Genomic DNA, 22,759 nt, shown 5'->3' with positions numbered 1-22,759 from the left:
TTCGCGAGCAGGCTCGCTCCCACATTTTTGCTACACCTCAGACCTTGAATCAGCTCTCTGCCAACGCCAGACGTTCACGACCGTGGATCGCGCGCTCCGTGGTTTCCAGCTGCATGCAGCGCTCAAGGAACAGGTACATGTAGTCGTAGCTCTTGCACACGGCCTGGCGCAGCTCGGTCTGCAATGCCTGGCTCGGGTTCATCCCCGCCAGCGTGCAGATGATTTCCAACGCTTCCCATGGATGGGCGTCGTCATATTGGGCATGCATCTTCAGCCATTTCATCGCCCGCTTGCGCTCCTCTTCCGGGAACGCCGCAGCGTACACGCCAGTGGAACACACCAGCGCCGACCACTCCCCGGTCGCGCCCTCGATGGCGTAGTTGGTGGCGGCGATGGCGACGATCAGCGAATCCGCCGAACTCGTATGCCAGCACCAGTGACTCAGCGCATGCAGTTCCGGCGGCACTTGCTGAGCCTGAAGATCCTCAAGGCTGACGCCGTGCGCGCGGCTCCAGTTCAGCCAGTAATCGGCATGATTGAGTTCAACACGGATGTTACGCATCAGCCAGCGGCGCGCCATGTCCTCCCCAGGATGGCGGGCAAACCTGGTCTTGGTCAGGTTCTGCGCCATATATAACGCAAACTGTTCAACGACCGGCCAGCCCCCGATCAGGTACTGGCGCATGGTCCTGGCGCTGAGCTTGTTATCGCGCATGCGCTGGTACAGTTCATGTTCGACAACCCGGCGCTTGCTCTCGCTGCAATCCGTAATGAGCTGTTGCGCCCAGGCGGGATAACTTGCAGCCTCCATGAGTGGTCCGGTTCGGTTGAATGTGTCGATCACTGTTCGGCTCCTTTTGATTTGTGATTGTAAGGATCGGCAAGAGATTTCAACGGAACGTGCCAGGCGCCTTGAATAACAACGGCTGCGGTCTGGCGGGCCGACTTTGCAAACTGTCGCAGGTAAACAACTGCGGGCGTTCGATGACGTAACCCTGAGCGTAATCCACCCCGATTTCAAGCAATGCCTGCTCGATCTGGGTTGTTTCTACAAACTCGGCAATTGTCTGCTTACCCATGACATGCCCGATGTGATTGATCACTTCGACCATTGCGCGGTTAATCGGGTCGTCCAGCATATCCTTTACGAAACTTCCGTCGATCTTCAGGAAGTCTACAGGCAAATGTTTCAGATAAGCGAATGAAGACATTCCGGCACAAAAATCATCAAGCGAGAAGTAACAACCTAAGCCTTTGAGTTCATTAATAAATCGAATTGCACTCCCAAGATTGGCAATTGCACTGGTTTCGGTAATTTCAAAACAAATCATTTCAGGAGGTATGGCGTAATTAACAAACTGTTCACGTAGAAAGTGCAAGAACGCGTCATCTCCGATAGTAATGCCTGAAAGATTAATCGCACACATTGCCAAAGGCCCTTGATGTTGTTCGGCAATACATTGGGCAATGACTTTAAAAACATTTTCTACAACCCAGCGGTCCAGTTGACTCATCAGGCCATAACGTTCGGCCGCCGGAATGAAACTGTCCGGCAGGATCATCCGCCCGGCCTCGTCATGCAGACGCAAGAGTATTTCGATGTGCCCGCCGCCATCAGCTGCGGGGCCCAGTGGCGCGATTTCCTGGGCGTAAAGGCAAAAGCGGTCTTCTTCCAGAGCCATGTGCAGGCGTTGCACCCAGGCCATTTCGCCGAAGCGCAGAGACAGTTCGGAGTCATCTGCGTGGTAAACCTGCACCCGGTTACGGCCCTTTTCCTTGGCCATGTAGCAAGCCATGTCAGCTGCACGCAATGAGGCTTCGAGGGTGGTCGGGGTCTGGGCGATGTGCACCAGACCGATACTCACCGTGGTCAGAAACGGTCGCCCCTTCCACACGAAGTGCAGGTTCTGCACAGTCTGACGCAAGCTCTCGGCAATTTTCTCGGCAGCGTCCGGGGCGCAGTTCTCCAGCAGGATGCCGAACTCGTCGCCGCCCAGCCGTGCCAGGGTGTCGCTCTCGCGCAAGCCCGATTGCAACAGCGCGCAGATGTGCCGCAGCAACTCATCGCCAGCGGCATGGCCGCAGGTGTCGTTGACCAGTTTGAACTGGTCCAGATCAAGGAACATCAGCGCATGCCGACCGGGCTGGCGCGTCAGATTGTGCAGGGCCTGCTCCAGGCGATATTCGAATTCGCGGCGGTTGGCCAGACCGGTCAGAGCATCGTGGGTGGCCTGCCACGACAGGTTGGCGATGTATTGCCGTTCCTGAGTCATGTCATGCAGCACCAACACTGTGCCACTGACTTTCTCGGCATTGCGGATCGGTGCGCCCACCAGCGTCACGGAAACCGTGCTGCCGTCCAGGCGCTGAATCAGTTTGGAATGTTCGCTGCCGCCGACCAGTTGCCCGCTGAGGATATGCTCGATCAGCGTCAGCCCTTCTGCCTGCGCGTTGTCGTCCAGCAGATTGAACAGCGCGGCCAGAGGCAGCCCCGCCGCATGCTCGGACTTCCAGTGCGTCATGGCTTCTGCCGCAGGATTCATGTAATCGATCGCACCATTGACATCAGTGGTGATGACCCCGTCGCCAATCGATTGCAGGGTGATGTGCGCCCGGTCCTTCTCCAGCTGCAGCGCCTGGGCAAAGGCATGGCGCTGTTTGAGCAGTTTGTGGGTGCGCAACAGTGCCAGCACGATCAACCCCAGCGCCGTGGCCAGGTTGGTGAACAGCAGCAGGCGCAGGATCATCCGCGAGCCTTCGCCCAAGGCATCGCTGAAAGCCTTGGCCGCCGGCGTTACACCGTCATTGATGGCAAAGATTTGCGCTTTCCAGTGCTGGATATCAGCCGGCGTCGCGACATTCTCGCTGATGCCCTGATGCATCTCGCGCGCGACATTGTCCAGTTGCACCAGATAGGCATCGCCGATGGTCCAGCGGTCGATCGCTGTTTCCAGATAACTGAAATGACGGAAATTGAGGTACAGCCAGATCAGGCTCGAAACGTCATCGGGATGGTTGCCACCCTTGAGAATCCCCTCCCGCGCCGCCTGCAGATCCGGTGGTTGACGATCCAGCGCCAGACGCAACTGGTGACCGCCCTGGGGCACCGCAATCGCGTCCTTGTACTTGAGGAAGATCGCCTCGTCACGGCTGTCGGCATACAGGTTCAGGTAATAGATGGCGTCCTTCTGGCCCTTGGACCAGAGACTTTCACCGGCGACATAGCCACGCACGGCCGACAGGACGTAGAGACTCACGCCCCCCAATAACGCCTGAAATAACACGACGGCAATAAATGGCCAGACGATGCCCAACAACCGTGGCGTTCCGAGTGTCCTTTTTTGCTTCATGAGGTCCTTTGCGCACGTACTGCCATCATCAAGGGGAAACCGCTAAAGCCAGACTAGGGGGCGTTCCCCCTTCCGGCAAGCCAGGAAGCTTGCAACCGACGATACATAAGTACCGCACCCGAGGTGCGCGATGCTTCGACACTGACGGCTTTCAATCATCCAGAGCCGTTTTCCATGCAGTCACTTACAACCGCGCTGCAACGCCATACTGCCCAACAGGACGAATACCGCGCAATGATCACTGCCCTGCGCGCGGTCCTCGACGCTTCGACTTCACTGGAGTCCTGCTACCTGGCGCCCCAGGCCCATTCACGCCTGGGCGCAGCGCAAGAGCAGGCGCAAAACATGCTGCAAACGCTGTTCGAAAACAGCGGCGAACCGCTATTGACCGCGTATCTGCAGACCTCCAGAGGAGCCCTGCTGCAAGTCGACGCCACGGCGGATCAATGCAACTTCTCCTTCAACCGTCGCGATGGCAGCGTCGCCCGTTATGTCATCGAGAGCGTCAGCCAGGCCTCCAGCAGCCTTCAAGCGTTTCAGCGAGCGTTGCTGAGTATAGGCGCACACCTGCGTTCCGACAGGCTGCAGCCGCTGTCACAACTGCTGCGTGAGTCCGGGTTCACATTTGCGGACGCACCGGACGCCACGGCACTGACCCGGCTGATCGGCAAAGTCGAAGAACAGCGCGCCAGCCACCGATTGAATCTGCGACATCACCCGACGCTCGCGGTGTTGATGAACGACGAGGACAAAGCCGCGATTCACGACGTGATGGGCGACTGGCTCATCGGTAAACCCCTGTCGGCCATTGACAGTCTGGCCAGCGAAGTCACGCCTCCTTTTACCGTCCAGCAACTGGAGCAGCAGCCCGCCACCTGCCTGGAGCGCCTGCTCGACACCCCCCAAGCCCATGGCTTGGGCCAGCGCTTGCTGCAAAGGCTGCAATGGTACGGCGCCCGCCCCGATGAACTGACCGTCCCCGATATCGGCCTGCGTTTACTGCTCGAAGCCTTGTGCCTGTGGTACGACCTGCCCGGCAACCGCAGCTCAACCGAGGTGGCCGGTTTTGCGCTCGAACAACGCGCTCACTACGGAGCCGGCTACGCCACCATTCGCCGGGACTTTTTACAGCATCTGGAGGATTCTCACCGAACCTCGACGACGATCGAGAAACACCTGCTGGGATGGGTCTGTCTGGCGCAATTCGGACCGGAATTTCAAGTGCGCGACATCCCTGACGACCTGCCTTACGCCAGCTCGGTAGTCTGGGTCAATTTCGTGCATGGCGTGCACCTCGCTCATGCCCTTGATCCACGGTCGTTGGAGCATTTGAGCTTTCAGCAACTGGTCGATCTACCGCTGCACAAAAGTCACAACGCCAGCAGCGACCTGCAAACCCTGATCGCCATGACCCGCGTGGCTGCCGCACGTACCTGGACCGCAGCCACCGGAGCGCTGGCTGTCGCGAGCGAAGCCTCCAACGGTCACGCGCCGCTGAACGCTCTGGAAGACCATGAGAAACAACTGAACGCGGCGATCCTGCAACTGGACATCGAGCCGCCACGCAGACTCGCCCTGGCGCAACAGGAACTGAACAAGGCGCTGACCAACGATCTGTACGATCACACGACGATTCGCCTCAAGCGCTACCATCATTCAGCGCGCAACCGTGCCCGACGCAGCATTATCGATACCGAGGAAGTGGCATTGCGCACCTGGCCGCTGCTGGAGGTCTATGCCTCTGGCGGGCTGAACAACGACACGCGCTGGTACGTCAGCAGCGATGGCCGCAACGCCAGCGAATGGATCAGCCTGAATCCGGAAGGCAACCTGCACAGTGGTTTTGTCGACACCGGACATCAACCAGGCGAACGTGTTTCACGCTTCCCGAGCAAGTGCACCCTGCCCGATATCAGGACAGTGTTCGATCGGCAGTTCGACGATTATCTGAGCAAGACCCGCAAAGCCTATGAATATTTGATCAAGTCGCTGTTGGTCACTCTGCCGTGGGCTGACCGCCGGGCACTGGAACACGGCGAAGTGAGGATTCACAGCCTCAGGGATAAGACGCGGCACATCGAGGCTCACCTGGAAACACCGGAAAACCTCCTGCCGCTTCGGGCACGCATGGGTTTCTTTCTGCAAGTGACGTATCAGGGCATATCACGCTTCTACGAATGCCTGCCGCGCGCCGGCATCATTCGCCAACGTACAGATCTGGATAGCACCCAAATGGGCGGTGTGTTATTGCCACCACTGCCGCCGAAACGTGGACGCACCAGGGCGCAGAGCATCACTCGCATCGTCGCCCGCCGCCTGCCATTCGATCGAGAAGCACACTGGAACGGCTCGCCCCCCGCCACCGACGCCATGTGCATCGCCATCCTCGAACCACTGGGCGAGCCCCTTCCGGTTTCGATGATCCCGGCGGCCCATCAGGACAGCTCGCCGAACCTGAGCTTCACCTCGCCGCGCACTGCGCAAATCGCCTCTGTCATCGCGACGCAGCTGTTCTATGTCGACGAACAGGCGCTGCGCAGCGACGCCTGGGGAAAAACCCGCTTCGAACAAGACAACAGCAAAACGCACTGGATTCATGCCCTCAAAGGATTTATTCCGTTCTGGGGCAGTCTCGAAGACCTGCAATCGGACAGCCCGGAGAAACGCGCACTGGGCGTACTCGGCCTGTTCCTCGATATCGTCTCGTTCGCGATTCCCCTGGGCAAGTTTGTTGCCGGCAGCATCCGCCTCGCTGCAGTGGCAGGAAAAATGGCGATTCGCGTCGCACTGCCACGCATGGCGCAATTGTCGAAGAACCTGCTGGTTTCGAGCTTGAGAAACTTCAATCCGCTGGACGCTGCGCCTGCCTTGTTCAAGCTTGGCGGCCGAGGCGCAATCGGCGCAGTGCGGGCCGTGGCGCATCTGGAACACCGCGCCGTCATGCGCCTGAAAAAACTGGCCGGCAGAAGCACTGACTACGACCTGATGCACAGCCTGCCTCAGGCACTGGATGCCGGGCGCTGGAAAGCACTGAACCCTGCCGATCATCTGGCCGTGGTCAAAGGCATTGACGATGTGCCGGTGCGCAACGTCGCTGTCGGCGATTCCCGGTATCACCTGCTTGATCCGCTGTCCGACCGTCCTTACGGGCCTCAGTTGCTCGCACACGAACACGACTTTTCGCTGGGGCGTTCGCACTACAGCGTCGTGAAAAGAACCGACAATCAGCTCGATATCGAGCTGGCGCGCGATACGCGCATCGAACTCATGCCCGAGGCTGGCGGACGCACCACAGTACTGATCGATGATGTGCCCTATCGACTCGACGGCGATGAACTGCGCCGGGTCGATCTGCTTGATGACAGTCAGCACTGGACGCTGCTGCCATGCCGGGTACGTCGCGCACCGGGCGCGGGCGACTGCCGCGTCAGCTACGTCACTGCAGAACCGGCTCCGACACCCGGCCTTGGCACGATCGACAAGGAAAAAGGTTACGCGCCGTGGTTTGGCGAGCGGATTTCGGAGCCCGCCGCCCTGCCCCGGCAAGAAGGAACGTTCCTGGCGGTCGATGCCAAGCTTTATCAAATCATCGATAACCGCCCGCGGCTGTTCACCGGTGACCTGCGTCGTCTGGGCTTCAATCAGGGCAGGCTGGTGCCAAGACAACAGATTCAAGCCACGCTGCAGTTTCGCAAAGGTATTTATGCCCGGATAAAAACCGGCGGTACCTACGAGGGGATCAATGATTCACATCAGGTCGGCGCAGTGCTGCTGCCGGCCATCGACGACTCGGCCACCCATGTATTTTTCCGGGTCAACAACCATGAGTACTACCTCGCCACTTTCGCCAAAGGCGAAGTCCCGGGCAGGCAGCTGACATTCAAACGCCTGGCTCCCGCCGAACTGGCCGACGGCAGTCTCGGTGCGGAATTGCTGACCGTCTACACCGGCTCGCTGCACGCCAACAACATCGTGCGCATCCATGGCCTCGAATCGGTGCAGCGCGCGATGAAGACCATGGAGCAGATCGCAATTCCCATCGGCACCACAGCCAGTCCGGCCAACAATCTGAAATGGCTGAAAGTCGACACCAGCCCGGGCGAGGCGCTGATGTTCGATCACTCGACGCGGATGATCGTCACCCGTCTGCCCGAAGGCGCCGTCACGTGGGCGCGCAGCAAGGAAGCGCCGGAAGCCTTTCGGCAGAAAACCGCAGAGATTTTCGACACGTTGTTCCTGTCACCGACGATCAACCCGGCCAACAACAACTCAGCACTGCGTATCGACAGTGCCATGCAGAAACTGCACAACCTGTTGCCCGTGCGTGAACGGCCGCTCAACGCACGTAACATCGCCTATGCCGAAGTCACCACGGCCAGCGGCAAACGGGAAGTCTACGTCAGCGTTTCCGGCGCTCAGGGCAGCACCCAGCGCCTGCCGCTGTTTCGCCACATGGGCGCCAATCATGTGCGGATCGGCAACACCACTTACATCAACATCGACTACAACCCGGCCTTCCCGCGCACCTCGCTGGAGGTCACCGAGCAAGGGCAATTGCTGGCCGTGCCGCTGACCATCAAGGATCTGAAAACCTATCAGCCGACGCAGACCAGCCGGCCGACCTCGCTGGACAGCGAAAGCAAGCTGATCAGCGTGCTGCGCGAGAAATACCCCGATCCGAAGGAGATCCGCTCGGTCGACATCGCGACGACCATGCGCCCGTGCGAATCCTGTTCGGTGGTAATGAAGCAATTTGGCCATGACGGCGGGGAGGCGGCGCTGCAAGTGCTGTGGGGCTGATTACAGACGCTGCAAGTGGCCGTAGAGCTTGGCGTAGAGGCCGCCGTCGGCGATCAGTTGCTGGTGGTCGCCATCCTCGGCCACTTGCCCGCCATCGAATACCAGCACGCGATCGGCCTGCTTCACCGCCGACAGGCGATGGGCAATGATCAGCGTGGTGCGGCCGCTGAGAAAGCGCGCCATGGCCTGATGCAGGTTGTATTCGGTAGCGGCATCGAGGGCCGAGGTGGCCTCGTCGAGGATCACCACTTTCGGCTCGGCGAGGATCATCCGCGCAATCGCCAGACGCTGGCGCTGACCGCCGGACAGGCGCACGCCGGAACGTCCGACGATGCTGTCGAGACCGTCTGGCAACGCCCGAATGGTCGCTTCCAACTGAGCGATTTCCAGCGCCTGCCAGCAAGCTTCGTCGCTGCGGGTGCGGCCCATGGTCAGGTTGGCGCGGACGGTGTCGTTGAACAGCGCCGGATGCTGCAGCACCACCGCGACGTTTTCACGAATCAGCTCCAGGCCGATTTCCTGCTGGGTCGAACCGCCGAAACGAATGGTACCGGACAACGGCGTGTATAACCCGAGCAGCAACTGCACCAGCGTGCTCTTGCCGCCGCCACTGGCACCGACAATCGCGACTTTTTCACCGGGAGCGATGGACAGGTTCATCTGATCCACCACCAACTCGTCGCCATAGCCGAAGCTCAACCCCTGCACCTCGATGCCCACGGTTTCACGGCCCTTGAACGGGTCGACGCCACCCGGGTACTGCGGCTCGTCAGCCCGCGCCAGCAGTTCGTTGATCCGCGCCAACGCGCCGCCCGCCGCGTAGTAGGCGTATTGCAGATTGAGCAGTTGCTCGACCGGGCCGATCATGAACCACAGGTAACTGAACACCGCGAGCATCTGCCCGATCGACAGGTCGGAGAACAGCACCGTGAGCATCGCCGCCGCGCGGAAGATGTCGATGCCGAACTGAAACAGCAGACCACTGGCGCGGTTCGACGCGTCGGTTTTCCACTGCGAATTGACCGCGTAGTTACGCACCTCCTGTGCGCGCAAGCCGAGTCGCCCGAGGAAGAAGCCCTGACGGTTGCCGGCGCGCACTTCCTGGATCGCATCGAGGGTTTCGCTCAAGGCCTGAGTGAAACGCGAGGTGCTGTCGTTCTCCAGTTTCTTCAGGTGCTTGACTCGCTTGCCCAACTGCACCGTGGCGTAGATCACCAACGGGTTGAACAGCAGGATCAGCAGCGCCAGTTTCCAGTGCATCCACACCAGAATGCTCGCGGTGCCGACCAGGGTCAGCATCGCCACCAGAAACCGGCTGAGGGTTTCGCCGACGAATTTGTCGAGGGTGTCGAGGTCAGTGACCAGATGCGTGGTCACGGTGCCGCTGCCGAGGCTTTCGTATTCGCCGAGGGAGATACGTTTGAGGCGTTCAATCAGGCGCACGCGAATGCGGTAGACGATGTCTTTCGCCAGCCGGGCAAACAGCCGCGCCTGCAACACGCCAAAACACAGGGCGCTGCAACGCAGCGTCAGGGTGACCAGCAGCATCAGACCGATGTAGCCCGCCGCCTGCTGCCACATCGACGGCAACACATGGTTCATGACTTTCAGCGCGGCATCGCCATGGCCGAGCAGGACTTCGTCCACCAGCAACGGCAACAGCAACGGAATCGGCACGCTGCACAGCGTCGCCAGCACGGCCACGCCGTTAGCGATCCACAGGGACTTTTTGTGATGCAGTGCCAGGCGCCGGACTTCTGCCCAGCTCAGCCGGTCGACACGCTTTACGGCTGGCGTGTCATCGGCCCGGTCAGGCACAGGCTGCGCGCTCCAGCCAGCGGCCGAGCAACGGCGACAGCTCACTGAGCGGTTGATAGCCGTTGGTCAGCAAGGCCAGTTGGCCATTGCGTTCGGCGAGCAGGGTCGGGAATCCGGCAATGCCCAAATCCTGCACCCAAGTGAAATCCGCCTGAGTCGCTTTGTGTTGGTCGGCATGATCGAACAAGGCAGCAAATTCGATGCGCGGCACGCCAGCCTTTTCAGCCAGCTCCACCAGCACACTGGCCTGGGTAACATCGCGACCTTCAGCGTAAAACGCCTGCTGGATCAGGCCGACCAGTTTCCACGCACAATCCGGTGCCAGGCTGCGCGCGGTAACGATTGCGCGACAGGCCGGTTCGGTGTCGTAGACAAAACCGTCAGGCAACGCGCCGTCGAACTTGAACGGCTGACCGGTGGCCTCGGTGACCGCTTGCCAGTGCTCAAGGATGTAGCGCCGCGTGGTCGGTTCCAGCGCCGCACCGCTGCCAGTGCGCAAGCCGCCGACCACCAGATGCAGCTCCACTCCCGCTGCCTGCGCCTGCTCGACCAATGCCTTGGCGACCGGAGCGAACCCCCAGCACCAGGAACACATCGGATCCATCACATAGAGCAGGCGCGCAGTCATGATCAGGCCTCGGTGGATGCTTGTTTATAGTTGTAGCCGATCGGGTGCGGCATGTTGCGCGCTTTGGCCAGTTCGATCTGCTTCTGCCGATCGATGGCGCTGCGGCGGGTTTTCTCGCTCAGCTTGTCCCAGCAATGCGGGCAGCTGATGCCGGCCACGTAGTGCTCGGAGGCGCGATCTTCAACACTGACCGGAGTGCGGCAGGCATGACATTGATCGTAGTCGCCTTCGCTGAGGTCGTGACGCACGGTCACGCGGTTGTCGAAGACGAAGCAGTCGCCCTGCCACTTGGTTTCTTCCTGCGGCACTTCTTCGAGGTACTTCAGGATGCCGCCCTTGAGGTGGTAAACCTCTTCGAAACCCTCACCCAGCATGTAGCTGGAGGCTTTCTCGCAGCGAATGCCACCGGTGCAGAACATCGCGACCTTCTTGTGCACGGCCGGGTCGAAGTGCTCTTTGATGTAGTCGGGGAATTCACGAAAACTGGTGGTTTTCGGATCGATGGCGCCTTCGAACGTGCCAATCGCCACTTCGTAATCGTTGCGGGTGTCGATCAGCAGCACTTGCGGGTCGCTGATCAGCGCGTTCCAGTCCTGCGGTTCGACGTAGGTGCCGACCTTTTTGTTCGGGTCCACGCCTTCGACGCCGAGGGTGACGATCTCTTTCTTCAGCTTGACCTTGGTGCGATAGAACGGCTGCTCGTCGCAGTACGACTCTTTGTGGTCAATGTCGATCATGCGCGGGTCATTCTTCAGCCAGGCGAGCAGGCCATCGATGCCTTCGCGGCTGCCGGACACGGTGCCGTTGATGCCTTCTTCGGCGATCAGCAGCGTGCCTTTGATGCCGTTGTCGACCATCGCTTTGAGCAGTGGCTCGCGCAGGTCAACGTAATCTTCGAGGGTGACGAACTTATACAGTGCCGCCACGACAATCGGTTGTGTCATGGGTATTTCTCCAGGTGGCTACCCTCGCAAAGGGTGAACCGGATTCAAAAAAAACGCGCCGGCTGAGCGGCGCGTTGCGGATTCTAGCAAAAAAGATCGCAGCCTGCGGCAGCTCCTACAGGGAACTCAATCCAATGTAGGAGCTGCCGCAGGCTGCGATCTTTTGATCTTAATGTTTGCTACCGCCGGCACAGGTTGGCGACGCCGGGGCGGCGCCCACTTCTGCCCATTCCTGCGGGGTGTAGGTGTGCAGCGCCAACGCATGGAACTCGCCCATCAGCTCGCCGAGCGTGCCGTAGACTTTCTGGTGGCGCTTGACCCGATTCAGGCCTTCGAACTGCGCGCTGACCACCACCGCCTTGAAGTGCGTCTGTAACCCGCGACTGTGCATGTGGCTTTCGTCCAGCACTTGCAGATGCTCAGGCTGCAGCAGGCCCAGCGTCGATTCGATGCGTTGTTGCATGGTCATCACGAACTCCGCTTACTTCTTCTTGGCCGGCGCAGCGCCTTTCGGTGCCAGCTCGTTGGTCATGTCGTCGAGCAGCTTGTTGACGACTGGCACGGCGCTTTCCAGTTTGGCCTGGGTCATCTGGGCCGATTGCTGGGTCAGCTGAGGCATTTTTTCCAGGACTTTCTTGCCCAGTGGCGACTGGTAGAACGCGACCAGGTCTTTCAGCTCCGATTCGCTGAAGTTGCTGGTGTAGAGCTTGACCATGTCAGGCTTGAGCTTGTTCCAGCCGATGGCCTGGTCCAGCGCGGCGTTGGCCTTGGCCTGGTAGGTTTCCAGTACGGCTTTTTTGGATTCCGGGGCTTTGGTCTGTTCAAAACGCTGAGCGAACATTTGCTGCACTTGCATGTACACCGGAGTGCCCAGCTTGTCAGCGTGCGCCAGGGTCAGGAAAGCTTCAGCACTGGCGTTGTGGCTGGCGGTATCGGCAAGCACCTGGCCGCTGGCGCAAACCAGTGCAACCGCGGTGCAGATGGCACGAAGACGAGTCATCGAGTTTCCTTTTCAGCTAGGCGAGGTCAAACCCCAAGGGCGACCATTCTGCGCCTAAAAAACCTCGTGGCTCAACCCCCGAGCCTTGCCGTGCTTGATTGGCCGGGTTTTGCCGGTCAACAATCGGTTCGAGGGAACCACCTGGGCCTGACCGGGCCTAAACTGCGCAAACAGACCAACAGGAGTGTGCACGATGAGCCGTATCGAAACCGACAGCCTGGGCCAGATCGAAGTCCCGGACGACGCCTACTGGGGTGCTCAGACGCAACGCTCGCTGATCAACTTCGCCATTGGTCAGGAACGCATGCCGCTGCCGGTATTGCACGCGCTGGCCCTGATCAAGAAAGCCGCCGCCCGGGTCAACGACCGCAACGGCGACCTGCCCGCCGACATCGCCCGCCTGATCGAACAGGCCGCCGACGAAGTCCTCGACGGCCAGCACGACGACCAGTTTCCGCTGGTGGTCTGGCAGACCGGCAGCGGTACCCAGAGCAACATGAACGTCAACGAAGTGATTGCCGGTCGCGCCAACGAACTGGCCGGTAACCCGCGCGGCGGCAAGACGCCGGTGCACCCCAACGATCACGTCAACCGCTCGCAAAGCTCCAACGATTGCTTCCCCACCGCCATGAGCATCGCCACGGCCAAAGCCGTGCAGGAGCAATTGCTGCCGGCCATCGCCGAGCTGTCCGGTGGTCTGGCCGAACTGGCGGCGCGCCACATGAAACTGGTGAAGACCGGTCGCACGCACATGATGGACGCGACGCCGATCACCTTCGGTCAGGAGCTATCGGGCTTTATAGCGCAGCTGGATTACGCCGAACGGGCGATCCGCGCCGCGCTGCCGGCGGTGTGTGAGCTGGCGCAGGGTGGCACCGCGGTCGGCACCGGTCTGAATTCGCCGCACGGCTTTGGCGAAGCGATTGCCGCGGAACTCGCCGCGCTGTCCGGGCTGCCGTTCGTCACTGCGCCGAACAAGTTTGCCGCGCTGGCCGGGCATGAGCCGCTGACCAGTCTGTCCGGCGCCTTGAAGACCCTCGCCGTGGCGCTGATGAAAATCGCCAACGACCTGCGCCTGCTCGGCTCCGGCCCTCGCGCAGGCTTTGCCGAAGTCAAGCTGCCGGCCAACGAACCGGGCAGCTCGATCATGCCCGGCAAGGTCAACCCTACCCAGTGCGAAGCGCTGTCGATGCTGGCCTGCCAGGTGTTGGGCAACGACGTCACCATCGGCATTGCGGCGAGTCAGGGTCACCTGCAACTGAACGTCTACAAACCGGTGATCATCCACAACGTGTTGCAATCGATCCGCCTGCTCGCCGACGGTTGCAGCAACTTCCAGCAGCACTGCATTGCAGGCCTTGAGCCGGATGCGCAGGTCATGGCGCAGCATCTGGAACGTGGCCTGATGCTGGTCACCGCGTTGAATCCGCACATCGGCTACGACAAGTCGGCAGAAATCGCCAAGAAGGCTTACAGCGAAGGTCTGACCTTGCGTGAAGCGGCGTTGCAACTGGGCTATCTGACCGATGAAGAGTTCGATGCCTGGGTGCGGCCGGAGAACATGATCGAGGCTGGCGCCAAGGGCTAACAGCAAAAAGATCGCAGCCTGCGGCAGCTCCTACAGGGGAACGCATTCCAACTGTAGGAGCTGCCGCAGGCTGCGATCTTTTGCTTTTCAGGCCACCCGCATGCGCCGCGCTTTCAGCCCGGCAATCAACGACGGCCCCAGCGCCACCAGCGCCGACCCCAACACCACCAGCACCGCTCCGCCATAACCCAGACCATTGATCTGTTCGGCATGCACATAATCCGGCCACATCCACGCCGCCAATGCCACCGCGCCAAAGGTCACCAACGGCGTGATCGCCAACGTCGCACTGACGCGCGACGCCTCCCAATGCGCCAGCGCCTCGGCAAATGCACCGTAGGCAATCAGCGTGTTCATACAGCAAGCCAGCAGCAGCCAGCCCTGCAACGGGCTCAATTCCAGCGCTTTGAGCGGATGCACCCACGGCGTCAGCAACAAAGCGCAGAACAGGTAAATCACCATCATCACCTGCAACGAATTCCATACCGTGAGCAATTGCTTCTGGCCCAGCGCGTAGAACGTCCAGACGGTCGAGGCCAACAGCACCAGCAACACGCCGGCGGTGTAGTCCGACAATGACGTCAGCAACTCGGCCAGCCGTTGATTGAAAAACAGCACGAAGCCGATCAGCAGCACTGCCAGACCCATGCCCTGACCGATGCTGAAGCGCTCCTTGAACACAAACAGGCTGGCGATCAGCAACATGATCGGCCCCATCTGCACCACCAGTTGCGCGGTGCCGGGGCTGAGCAGATTGAGCCCCATCAGGTACAGCACGTAGTTGCCCACCAGCCCGAGCACCGCCATCAACACCAGCCAGCCGCCCCGGGGGCCGAGGACTTTGCGGCTCGGCAGACGCTTGACCGACGCCAGATAAATAAACAGGCAACCACCGGAGACCAACAGACGAAACCAGGTCACGGTGATCGGGTCCATCACCTGCAACACCTGTTTGAGCTTGATCGGCAGGATGCCCCACAAAAACGCCGTCAGCAGCGCCAGGAACAGACCGTAGACCCAGCGACCGGATGAAATGTGCATGCGAACCCCAAAGCCTGCTGACGAGAGCGGTCATTCTAGGCCCGCGCGCAGGCGCAACACAGGGACAGTTCGGGCCAGGCCGCGAATGAAACTGTGCAGGTCGCAGCATTAAATTGACGTTTTGCCGTTGATCGGCTGACCGGGCGCGCCAAGTGCTTCAGGCATAAGCTCATTGGATCCCTTTCAGCGCATCAACCAAGGAGGCCGATCATGTACGGAATGCGCGCCCAGGACAGCGCCCCCGCCACCCACTTTCGCAGTGAGCGGATGTGCCGGGTCAATGGCGAACTGTTTTTCTGCACGCGGGAGAACACCCTTGAAGGGCCGTTCGCTTCCCCGGAGAAGGCTGAGCAGGAAATAAAAGCGTATATCGCGCGGATGCAGCTTCTGGATTCCAACCGGTCATCAGGTTGATCCCATCGCTGGCAAGCCAGCTCCCACAGTGTTCCAGAGTGTTCACAAATACAGGCAACACCTTCAGAACCTGTGGGAGCTGGCTTGCCAGCGATGACGGCTTGAATGCCGACAATTATCTCCAGGCTTACCGAACAGCCTCAAACAACCCCGTCGCCCCCATCCCGCCCCCCACGCACATGGTCACGATGCCGTAACGCAGGTTACGCCGCTGCAACTCACGCACCAGATGCCCGACCTGCCGCGAACCGGTCATGCCGAACGGGTGGCCGATGGAAATCGAGCCGCCGTTGACGTTGTATTTGTCGTTGTCGATTTCCAACCGGTCCCGGGCATACAGGCATTGCGAGGCAAACGCCTCGTTGAGCTCCCACAGATCGATATCCGCCACCTGCAAGCCTTTGGCCTTGAGCAGTTTCGGCACAGAGAACACCGGGCCGATGCCCATCTCGTCCGGCTCGCAACCGGCGACGGTGAAACCGCGGAAAAACGCCTTCGGCTTGAGCCCCAGTTGCAGGGCTTTCTCCAGACTCATCACCAGCGTCATCGACGCGCCGTCGGACAGCTGCGACGAGTTGCCGGCCGTCACCGAACCGTCCTCGGCAAATACCGGTTTCAGTCCGGCGAGACTTTCGTAAGTGGTGTCCGGGCGGTTGCAGTCGTCGCGATCGACGATGCCGTCGAGGATCTGCACCTCGCCGCTGTTTTTGTCCTCGACCCGGTATTTGACCGCCATCGGCACGATCTCGTCATCGAACAGCCCCGCCGCCTGAGCCTGGGCGGTGCGCAACTGGCTTTGCAACGCATAGCGATCCTGCACCTCGCGACTCACGTCATAACGACGCGCCACGACTTCAGCGGTTTGCCCCATGGTGTAGTAGATGCCCGGCACCTGCTGCTTGAGCAACGGGTTGATCAGGTGATCGGTGTTGACGCTTTTCAGGGTCAGACTGATTGATTCGACGCCGCCGGCGACAATGATGTCGCTGCAACCGGAGGCGATCTGGTTGGCGGCAATCGCAATCGCCTGCAAACCCGAGGAGCAAAAACGGTTGAGGGTCATGCCGGCCACATGGGTGCCCAGCCGCGAGAGCACCGCCACGTTGCGACCAATGTTGTAACCCTGCGCGCCCTCGTTGGAGCCGGCCCCGACAATGCAGTCCTCGACGCTGGCCGGGTCGATGTCGTTGCGAGACAGCAGCGCGTTGACGCAATGGGCCGCCATGTCGTCGGGGCGGGTCTGGTTGAACTTGCCGCGAAAGGACTTGGCCAGGCCGGTCCGCACGCTGTCGACGATCACCACTTCACGCATGGCATACCTCAATTGTTGTTGTCGGAGGAGAGTCAACCGAGGATAAGTCCACCCCGCCGCCGACCGCGACAATCATTCACCCCGCGTATGCGTGCCCATCGGCTCAGTCCTTGTGTTTTTTCGCGCGCTTGTCGGACTTCTCGAACGCCTCTTCGAGTGCTCGGTTGATCGTGCGCAGCACCTTGACCCGCGCCCAGCGTTTGTCATTGGCCTCGACCAGCGTCCACGGCGAAATCTCGGTGCTGGTGCGGTCGACCATGTCGCCCACGGCGGCGCGGTAGGCATCCCACTTGTCGCGGTTACGCCAGTCGTCCTCGGTGATCTTGAAGCGCTTGAACGGGATCTGCTCGCGGGCCTGGAAACGTTCCATCTGCGTGTCCTTGTCGATCGCCAGCCAGAACTTGACGACGATGACCCCGGCGTCGGCGATCTGCTCTTCGAAGTCATTGATCTCGCTGTAGGCGCGCAACCAGTCGGCCGGGCTGCAAAAGCCCTCGACCCGCTCCACCAGCACCCGGCCATACCACGAGCGGTCGAACACGGTGAACTTGCCGCGTGCTGGCAAATGTCGCCAGAAGCGCCACAGATACGGCTGCGCGCGCTCCTCTTCGGTCGGCGCGGCAATCGGCACGATGCTGTACTGACGCGGATCGAGCGCCGCTGCCACCCGGCGAATCGCCCCGCCCTTGCCCGCCGCATCATTGCCTTCGAACACCGCCACCAACGCATGGCGACGCATGCGCTTGTCACGCATCAACCCGGACAGCCGCGCCTGCTCGGTGATCAGTTGTTCTTCGTAATCTTTCTTTTCCAGCTGCTGGTTCAGGTCGAGGCTGTCGAGCAGGTTGAGTTCGTCGACGGCAGTGCCCAACGGGGCGGCGTTGACCTCTTCGGTATGCACCTCAGGACGCTTGAGCGCGTTCTGCAAGCCCTCCAGCAGGATCTTGCCCACCGCGAGGCTGCGGTAGTTGGCGTCCATGCCTTCGATGATGTGCCAGGGCGCGTAGTCGCGGCTGGTGCGGCGCAACACGCGCTCGCCGTATTTGACGAACTTGTCGTAGGTCTGCGATTGCTGCCAGTCCAGCGGGCTGATGCGCCAGCTGTGCAGCGGGTCGTCGGCCAACGCCTTGAGGCGGGCCTTCATCTGTTTCTTGGACAGGTGAAACCAGAACTTGAAGATCAGTGCACCTTCATCGCAGAGCATCTTTTCCAGACGCTCGGCGGCGTTGATCGCCTGATCCAGACGCGGATCCTTGAACAGCCCGTGAACCCGGCCCTGAAGCATCTGGCTGTACCAGTTGCCGAAGAACACGCCCATCCGCCCCTTGGCCGGGAGCATCCGCCAGTAACGCCACGCCGGTGGCCGCGCCAGTTCTTCATCGGTCTGCTGATCGAAGGTACGCACCTCGATCAGACGCGGGTCCATCCACTCGTTGAGCAACTTGACGGTCTCGCCCTTGCCGGCGCCCTCGATGCCGTTGATCAGAATGATCACCGGGAAACGCTTCTGCTGCTGCAACTCGAACTGCGCTTCCAGCAGTGCTTCACGCAAGGCAGGCACAGCCGCGTCGTAAGTCTCTTTGTCGATGGCATGGCCGATTTCGGCGGATTCAAACATGGGGACGGCTCCTTCCAGGATTCAGCAAGACTAGCGGATTGGGCATGGGCACGACGGAGAAATTCCGCTCCTTTTGGCTTCAGGAAAAACTCTGTGGTGAGGGGATTTATCCCCGATGGGCAGCGCAGCGGCCCCAAAGCCATTCAACGCCACATGCACGCTGGTAGCGGGATTGCGACTGCTACGCAGCCGATCGGGGATAAATCCCCTCGCCACAGGTTGCTCTGATCAGCGCCCAAATCATCGATTGTCTTCGAGGCTGCGCACCCAGGCCTTGCCTTGGATCAAGCACCCTCCGCCCGATCGGCTAGAATGGCCGCCTTGTCGTTGCCGAGCCTGCCATGAAACCTGTATTGCCCCACGCCCAACTCGACTGGGATGACCAGGGACGCCCGCGCTCGCGGGTGTTCGATGATGTGTATTTTTCCGACCAGTCGGGGCTGGATGAAACCCGTTATGTGTTCCTCGAACAGAATCGCTTGGCCGAGCGTTTTGCCGCGTTGCCGGCGCACGGGCGACTGGTGATCGGCGAAACCGGGTTTGGCACCGGGCTGAATTTTCTCTGCGCCTGGCAGTTGTTCGAACAGCATGCGGTGGCCGGAGCACGCCTGCATTTTGTCAGTGTCGAAAAGTACCCGCTGAGTCCGGCGGATCTGCAACGGGCTTTGGCCCTGTGGCCGCAACTCAAGCCGCTGGCCGATCAGTTGCTCAAGCATTACGTGGCGATCCATCAGGGCTTTCAGCGGATCATTCTGGGCAATGGCCGCGTGACGCTGACGCTGCTGATCGGCGATGCGCTGCAGCAGCTGCCGCAACTCGATGCGCAGATTGACGCGTGGTTTCTCGACGGTTTCGCCCCGGCGAAAAATCCCGACATGTGGACCGCCGAACTGTTCGTCGAACTGGCTCGACTGGCCGCCCCCGGCTCGACCATCAGCACCTTCACCAGCACCGGTTGGGTCAGGCGTTTGCTCAACGCCGCCGGGTTCAAGATGAAACGCACCCCGGGCATCGGCCACAAGTGGGAGATCCTGCGCGGCGAATTTCTCGGCTGGCCGCAGGATGTCGCGCCACCGCTGCCGGACAAACCTTGGTTCGCCCGCCCTGCTCCGCTGACCGCTGAACGTCGGGCGCTGGTGATCGGCGCCGGACTGGCCGGTTGTGCCACGGCCGCCAGTCTCGCGGCGCGCGGTTGGCAGGTCAGTCTGCTGGAGCGGCATGCCGAGGTGGCGCAGGAAGCGTCAGGCAATCCACAGGGCGTGCTGTACCTGAAGCTGTCGGCCCACGGCACGGCGTTGTCGCAACTTATTGTCAGCGGTTTCGGCTACACCCGTCGTCTGCTGGAAACCCTGCAACGCGGCACCGACTGGGACGATTGCGGCGTGCTGCAACTGGCGTTCAATGCCAAGGAAGCCGAGCGTCAGGTGCAATTGGCCGCGGCGTTCCCGGAAGACCTGGTGCACTGGCTCGATCAGCCGCAAGCCGAGATTCAGGCCGGCATCGGTCTGGCCCATGGCGGTTTGTACTATCCCGAAGGGGGCTGGGTGCATCCGCCCGCGCTGTGCCAGGCGCAAGCCGCGCAGGCGAACATCGAACTGCTCAAGCATCACGATGCGCTGGAACTGCGCAAGGTCGAGGGACAGTGGCAAGCCCTCGATGGCGAACGGGTGCTCGCCAGCGCGCCAGTGGTGGTGCTGGCCGGCGCAGCGGAGATCAAACGTTTTGCGCAAAGTGCCGAGCTGCCGCTCAAACGCATTCGCGGGCAGATCACGCGCCTGCCGCAAACCGCCGAGAGCCAGGCGCTACGCACCGTGGTCTGCGCCGAAGGTTATGTCGCCCCGGCACGTCTGGGCGAACACACGCTCGGCGCCAGTTTCGACTTCAACAGCGACGACCTGACACCGACCACCGCCGAACACCTGGGCAATCTGGCGATGCTCGAAGAGATCTCCAGCGATTTGGTAGCGCGTCTGCACATCAATGAGCTGCCCCCGGAAACCCTGGAAGGACGCGCCGCATTTCGCTGCACCAGTCCTGACTATCTGCCGATTGTCGGCCCCCTCGCCGACCGCGAAGCCTTCGCCGAGGCCTATGCCGCATTGAGCAAGGATGCGCGACAAGTGCCGGACATCGCCTGCCCGTGGCTCGATGGCCTGTACGTCAACAGTGGCCATGGTTCACGCGGGCTGATCACCGCACCGCTGTCGGGCGAGCTGCTCGCGGCATGGCTGGACAACGAGCCGCTGCCGCTGCCGAAAAGCGTCGCCGAGGCCTGCCATCCCAATCGTTTCGCCTTGCGCACGTTGATTCGCGGCAAATGAAAAACGGCGGCTGGCCGCTGGTCAGTCGCCCCCTCTTATAACTCATCGTTCTAAAACTCCCACATCTGCAGCGGGTCAGTTTCTGAGTACCGGCCATTTTGGCCAGACTTGAATGCCCCCTCCCCAACGGAAAAACCGGTAAGGACTTTATGTGCGGATTAGCTGGCGAGTTACGTTTTGATCATCAACCTGCAGACCTTGCAGCGGTAGAGCGAATCACCCATCACCTGGCCCCTCGCGGCCCCGACGCGTGGGGCTTCCATGCCCAAGGGCCAATTGCCCTCGGCCATCGTCGCCTGAAAATCATGGACCTGTCGGACGGCTCGGCGCAGCCGATGATCGACAGCCAGCTGGGCTTGTCCCTGGCCTTCAACGGCGCGATCTACAACTTCCCGGAACTGCGTGCCGAACTCGAAGCGCTCGGCTATGCCTTCTATTCCGGTGGCGACACCGAAGTGCTGCTCAAGGGCTACCACGCCTGGGGCGAAGCGCTGCTGCCAAAACTCAACGGCATGTTCGCCTTCGCCATCTGGGAACGCGATGCCCAGCGCCTGTTCATCGCCCGTGACCGCCTCGGCGTGAAGCCTTTGTACCTGTCGCGCACCGGCCAGCGTTTGCGCTTTGCCTCGGCCCTGCCGGCGCTGCTCAAGGGCGGCGACATCAACCCGATCCTCGATCCGGTGGCGCTCAATCACTACCTGAATTTCCATGCGGTGGTGCCGGCTCCACGCACTTTGCTCGCAGGCATCGAAAAGCTGCCGCCAGCGACCTGGATGCGCGTCGAAGCCGATGGCCGCACCGAGCAGAAAACCTGGTGGACCCTGCCCTACGGCCCGCACGACGACGAGAAAAACCTGACCCTCGAAGACTGGCGCGACCGCGTGCTCGACAGCACCCGCGAAGCGGTAGCGATTCGTCAACGGGCGGCGGTGGATGTCGGCGTGCTGCTATCCGGCGGTGTCGATTCGAGCATGCTTGTCGGCCTGTTGCGTGAAGTCGGCGTGGAGAACCTGTCGACCTTTTCCATCGGCTTCCAGGACGCTGGCGGCGAGCGCGGTGACGAGTTTCAGTATTCCGACCTGATCGCCAGACACTACGGCACGCAGCACCATCAATTACGCATCGACGAAAAAGAGATCATCGAGCAACTGCCTGCGGCGTTCCGCGCGATGAGCGAGCCGATGGTCAGCCACGACTGCATCGCCTTCTATCTGCTGTCGCGCGAAGTGGCCAAGCACTGCAAAGTGGTGCAGAGCGGCCAGGGCGCCGACGAACTGTTCGCCGGTTATCACTGGTACCCGCAGGTCGACGGTGCGGCCGATCCCTACGCGGCCTATCGCGCGGCGTTCTTCGACCGCAGCTACGACGACTACGCCGCCACCGTGCAGCCGAAATGGCTGACCGCGAATGACGCCGCTGGCGACTTCGTGAAAGAGCATTTCGCCCAACCTGGCGCCGAGGCCGCGGTCGATAAAGCGCTGCGTCTGGACAGCACGGTGATGCTGGTGGACGACCCGGTCAAACGCGTCGACAACATGACCATGGCTTGGGGTCTGGAAGCGCGCACGCCGTTTCTCGATTATCGACTGGTTGAGCTCTCCGCAAGGATTCCCGGTCAGTTCAAGCTGCCGGACGGTGGTAAACAAGTGCTCAAAGAAGCGGCGCGTCTGGTGATTCCAAGCGAAGTGATCGACCGCAAGAAAGGTTACTTCCCGGTGCCGGGCCTCAAGCATTTGCAAGGCGACACCCTGAACTGGGTGCGTGAACTGCTGCTGGATCCGAGCCAGGATCGCGGCCTGTTCAACCCGGCCATGCTCGACAAACTGCTGACGGATCCGCAAGGCCAACTGACGCCTTTGCGCGGCTCGAAACTGTGGCAACTGGCGGCCCTGAACCTGTGGCTCAGTGAACAAGGAATCTGATTA

At 61.0% G+C, this 22,759-nt stretch carries 15 protein-coding genes; 5 read left to right on the top strand and 10 right to left on the bottom strand.

All coding sequences use genetic code 11. The features are described from left to right. Positions 1 to 49 precede the first annotated feature (49 nt). Both AB1J88_RS29130 and AB1J88_RS29125 read right to left on the bottom strand, forming a co-directional pair. Positions 50 to 811: a TenA family transcriptional regulator gene (locus AB1J88_RS29130; RefSeq protein WP_217436895.1), complete on the bottom strand. Its 762-nt coding sequence runs from the start codon at positions 809 to 811 to the stop codon at positions 50 to 52. Between the two features lie 79 nt (positions 812 to 890). Further along, entirely contained in the window at positions 891 to 3,350 is a 2,460-nt protein-coding gene (locus AB1J88_RS29125; RefSeq protein WP_222018719.1) for an EAL domain-containing protein, read from the bottom strand. Between the two features lie 174 nt (positions 3,351 to 3,524). On the opposite strand from AB1J88_RS29125, the gene AB1J88_RS29120 reads away from it, so the two are divergent. Further along, the gene (locus AB1J88_RS29120; protein WP_430292637.1) at positions 3,525 to 8,150 is read left to right on the top strand and encodes a deaminase domain-containing protein; all 4,626 of its coding nucleotides are present in this window, start codon (positions 3,525 to 3,527) and stop codon (positions 8,148 to 8,150) included. Here the strand turns inward: AB1J88_RS29120 and AB1J88_RS29115 are convergent, their stop codons facing one another. From AB1J88_RS29115 to AB1J88_RS29095, 5 genes are all read right to left on the bottom strand, one after another. Further along, positions 8,151 to 9,968: an ABC transporter ATP-binding protein gene (locus AB1J88_RS29115; protein WP_430292636.1), complete on the bottom strand. Its 1,818-nt coding sequence runs from the start codon at positions 9,966 to 9,968 to the stop codon at positions 8,151 to 8,153. Beyond that, positions 9,961 to 10,563, bottom strand: coding sequence for a DsbA family protein (locus tag AB1J88_RS29110; protein WP_186448459.1), 603 nt, complete (start codon positions 10,561 to 10,563; stop codon positions 9,961 to 9,963). The genes AB1J88_RS29115 and AB1J88_RS29110 overlap by 8 nt, the downstream gene beginning before the upstream one ends. 35 nt (positions 10,564 to 10,598) lie before the next feature. Then, positions 10,599 to 11,540: a rhodanese-related sulfurtransferase gene (locus AB1J88_RS29105; RefSeq protein ID WP_041069334.1), complete on the bottom strand. Its 942-nt coding sequence runs from the start codon at positions 11,538 to 11,540 to the stop codon at positions 10,599 to 10,601. 169 nt (positions 11,541 to 11,709) lie between these two features. Beyond that, a complete protein-coding gene (locus tag AB1J88_RS29100; RefSeq protein ID WP_003226935.1) occupies positions 11,710 to 12,009 on the bottom strand; it encodes a BolA family protein in 300 nt (99 codons plus the stop codon). A 12-nt stretch (positions 12,010 to 12,021) separates the two neighbouring features. Then, positions 12,022 to 12,540 (bottom strand): DUF2059 domain-containing protein, encoded by a 519-nt coding sequence (locus AB1J88_RS29095; protein WP_003226938.1) that lies wholly within the window; start codon positions 12,538 to 12,540, stop codon positions 12,022 to 12,024. Positions 12,541 to 12,733: 193 nt separating this feature from the next. Here AB1J88_RS29095 and AB1J88_RS29090 point away from each other — a divergent pair, with 193 nt between their 5' ends. Further along, positions 12,734 to 14,128: a class II fumarate hydratase gene (locus AB1J88_RS29090; RefSeq protein ID WP_430292635.1), complete on the top strand. Its 1,395-nt coding sequence runs from the start codon at positions 12,734 to 12,736 to the stop codon at positions 14,126 to 14,128. Between the two features lie 87 nt (positions 14,129 to 14,215). Here AB1J88_RS29090 and AB1J88_RS29085 read toward each other — a convergent pair whose 3' ends face one another. Next, a complete protein-coding gene (locus AB1J88_RS29085) occupies positions 14,216 to 15,169 on the bottom strand; it encodes a DMT family transporter (RefSeq protein ID WP_108183453.1) in 954 nt (317 codons plus the stop codon). Between the two features lie 210 nt (positions 15,170 to 15,379). Here AB1J88_RS29085 and AB1J88_RS29080 point away from each other — a divergent pair, with 210 nt between their 5' ends. Beyond that, on the top strand, positions 15,380 to 15,583 hold the full coding sequence (locus AB1J88_RS29080; RefSeq protein ID WP_041069325.1) for a DUF6316 family protein: 204 nt from the start codon (positions 15,380 to 15,382) through the stop codon (positions 15,581 to 15,583). Positions 15,584 to 15,710: 127 nt separating this feature from the next. On the opposite strand, the gene AB1J88_RS29075 is transcribed toward AB1J88_RS29080, so the two are convergent. Then, positions 15,711 to 16,895 carry a thiolase family protein gene (locus tag AB1J88_RS29075; protein WP_430292633.1) on the bottom strand — a complete coding sequence of 395 codons (1,185 nt, stop codon included), beginning with the start codon at positions 16,893 to 16,895 and terminating at the stop codon, positions 15,711 to 15,713. Between the two features lie 103 nt (positions 16,896 to 16,998). After that, positions 16,999 to 18,513, bottom strand: a complete 1,515-nt coding sequence (gene pap, locus AB1J88_RS29070) for a polyphosphate:AMP phosphotransferase (RefSeq protein ID WP_041069320.1) — start codon at positions 18,511 to 18,513, stop codon at positions 16,999 to 17,001. A gap of 341 nt (positions 18,514 to 18,854) precedes the next feature. Between pap and mnmC the strand changes: the two genes are divergently transcribed. Both mnmC and AB1J88_RS29060 read left to right on the top strand, forming a co-directional pair. Then, positions 18,855 to 20,834, top strand: a complete 1,980-nt coding sequence (gene mnmC / locus AB1J88_RS29065; protein ID WP_430292632.1) for a bifunctional tRNA (5-methylaminomethyl-2-thiouridine)(34)-methyltransferase MnmD/FAD-dependent 5-carboxymethylaminomethyl-2-thiouridine(34) oxidoreductase MnmC — start codon at positions 18,855 to 18,857, stop codon at positions 20,832 to 20,834. A gap of 149 nt (positions 20,835 to 20,983) precedes the next feature. Further along, positions 20,984 to 22,756, top strand: a complete 1,773-nt coding sequence (locus AB1J88_RS29060) for an N-acetylglutaminylglutamine amidotransferase (protein WP_047295591.1) — start codon at positions 20,984 to 20,986, stop codon at positions 22,754 to 22,756. Positions 22,757 to 22,759: the final 3 nt, after the last annotated feature.

Origin of the sequence: Pseudomonas sp. S8 (assembly GCF_050473925.1) — a bacterium.
Lineage (GTDB): Bacteria > Pseudomonadota > Gammaproteobacteria > Pseudomonadales > Pseudomonadaceae > Aquipseudomonas > Aquipseudomonas parakoreensis.
The sequence above is the reverse complement of the archived record's forward strand: the minus strand, read 5'-3'. Positions and strand labels throughout refer to the sequence as shown.

What these genes read in the sequence shown, in the direction of transcription:
- AB1J88_RS29080 (WP_041069325.1), top strand. Translation starts at nt 15,380, where the DNA reads ATGTACGGAATGCGCGCCCAGGACAGCGCCCCCGCCACCCACTTTCGC.
- mnmC (WP_430292632.1), top strand. Translation starts at nt 18,855, where the DNA reads ATGAAACCTGTATTGCCCCACGCCCAACTCGACTGGGATGACCAGGGA.
- AB1J88_RS29125 (WP_222018719.1), bottom strand. Translation starts at nt 3,350, where the DNA reads ATGAAGCAAAAAAGGACACTCGGAACGCCACGGTTGTTGGGCATCGTC.
- AB1J88_RS29060 (WP_047295591.1), top strand. Translation starts at nt 20,984, where the DNA reads ATGTGCGGATTAGCTGGCGAGTTACGTTTTGATCATCAACCTGCAGAC.
- AB1J88_RS29100 (WP_003226935.1), bottom strand. Translation starts at nt 12,009, where the DNA reads ATGACCATGCAACAACGCATCGAATCGACGCTGGGCCTGCTGCAGCCT.
- AB1J88_RS29105 (WP_041069334.1), bottom strand. Translation starts at nt 11,540, where the DNA reads ATGACACAACCGATTGTCGTGGCGGCACTGTATAAGTTCGTCACCCTC.
- AB1J88_RS29075 (WP_430292633.1), bottom strand. Translation starts at nt 16,895, where the DNA reads ATGCGTGAAGTGGTGATCGTCGACAGCGTGCGGACCGGCCTGGCCAAG.
- AB1J88_RS29085 (WP_108183453.1), bottom strand. Translation starts at nt 15,169, where the DNA reads ATGCACATTTCATCCGGTCGCTGGGTCTACGGTCTGTTCCTGGCGCTG.
- AB1J88_RS29090 (WP_430292635.1), top strand. Translation starts at nt 12,734, where the DNA reads ATGAGCCGTATCGAAACCGACAGCCTGGGCCAGATCGAAGTCCCGGAC.
- AB1J88_RS29120 (WP_430292637.1), top strand. Translation starts at nt 3,525, where the DNA reads ATGCAGTCACTTACAACCGCGCTGCAACGCCATACTGCCCAACAGGAC.
- AB1J88_RS29095 (WP_003226938.1), bottom strand. Translation starts at nt 12,540, where the DNA reads ATGACTCGTCTTCGTGCCATCTGCACCGCGGTTGCACTGGTTTGCGCC.
- AB1J88_RS29110 (WP_186448459.1), bottom strand. Translation starts at nt 10,563, where the DNA reads ATGTGTTCCTGGTGCTGGGGGTTCGCTCCGGTCGCCAAGGCATTGGTC.
- AB1J88_RS29130 (WP_217436895.1), bottom strand. Translation starts at nt 811, where the DNA reads ATGGAGGCTGCAAGTTATCCCGCCTGGGCGCAACAGCTCATTACGGAT.
- pap (WP_041069320.1), bottom strand. Translation starts at nt 18,513, where the DNA reads ATGTTTGAATCCGCCGAAATCGGCCATGCCATCGACAAAGAGACTTAC.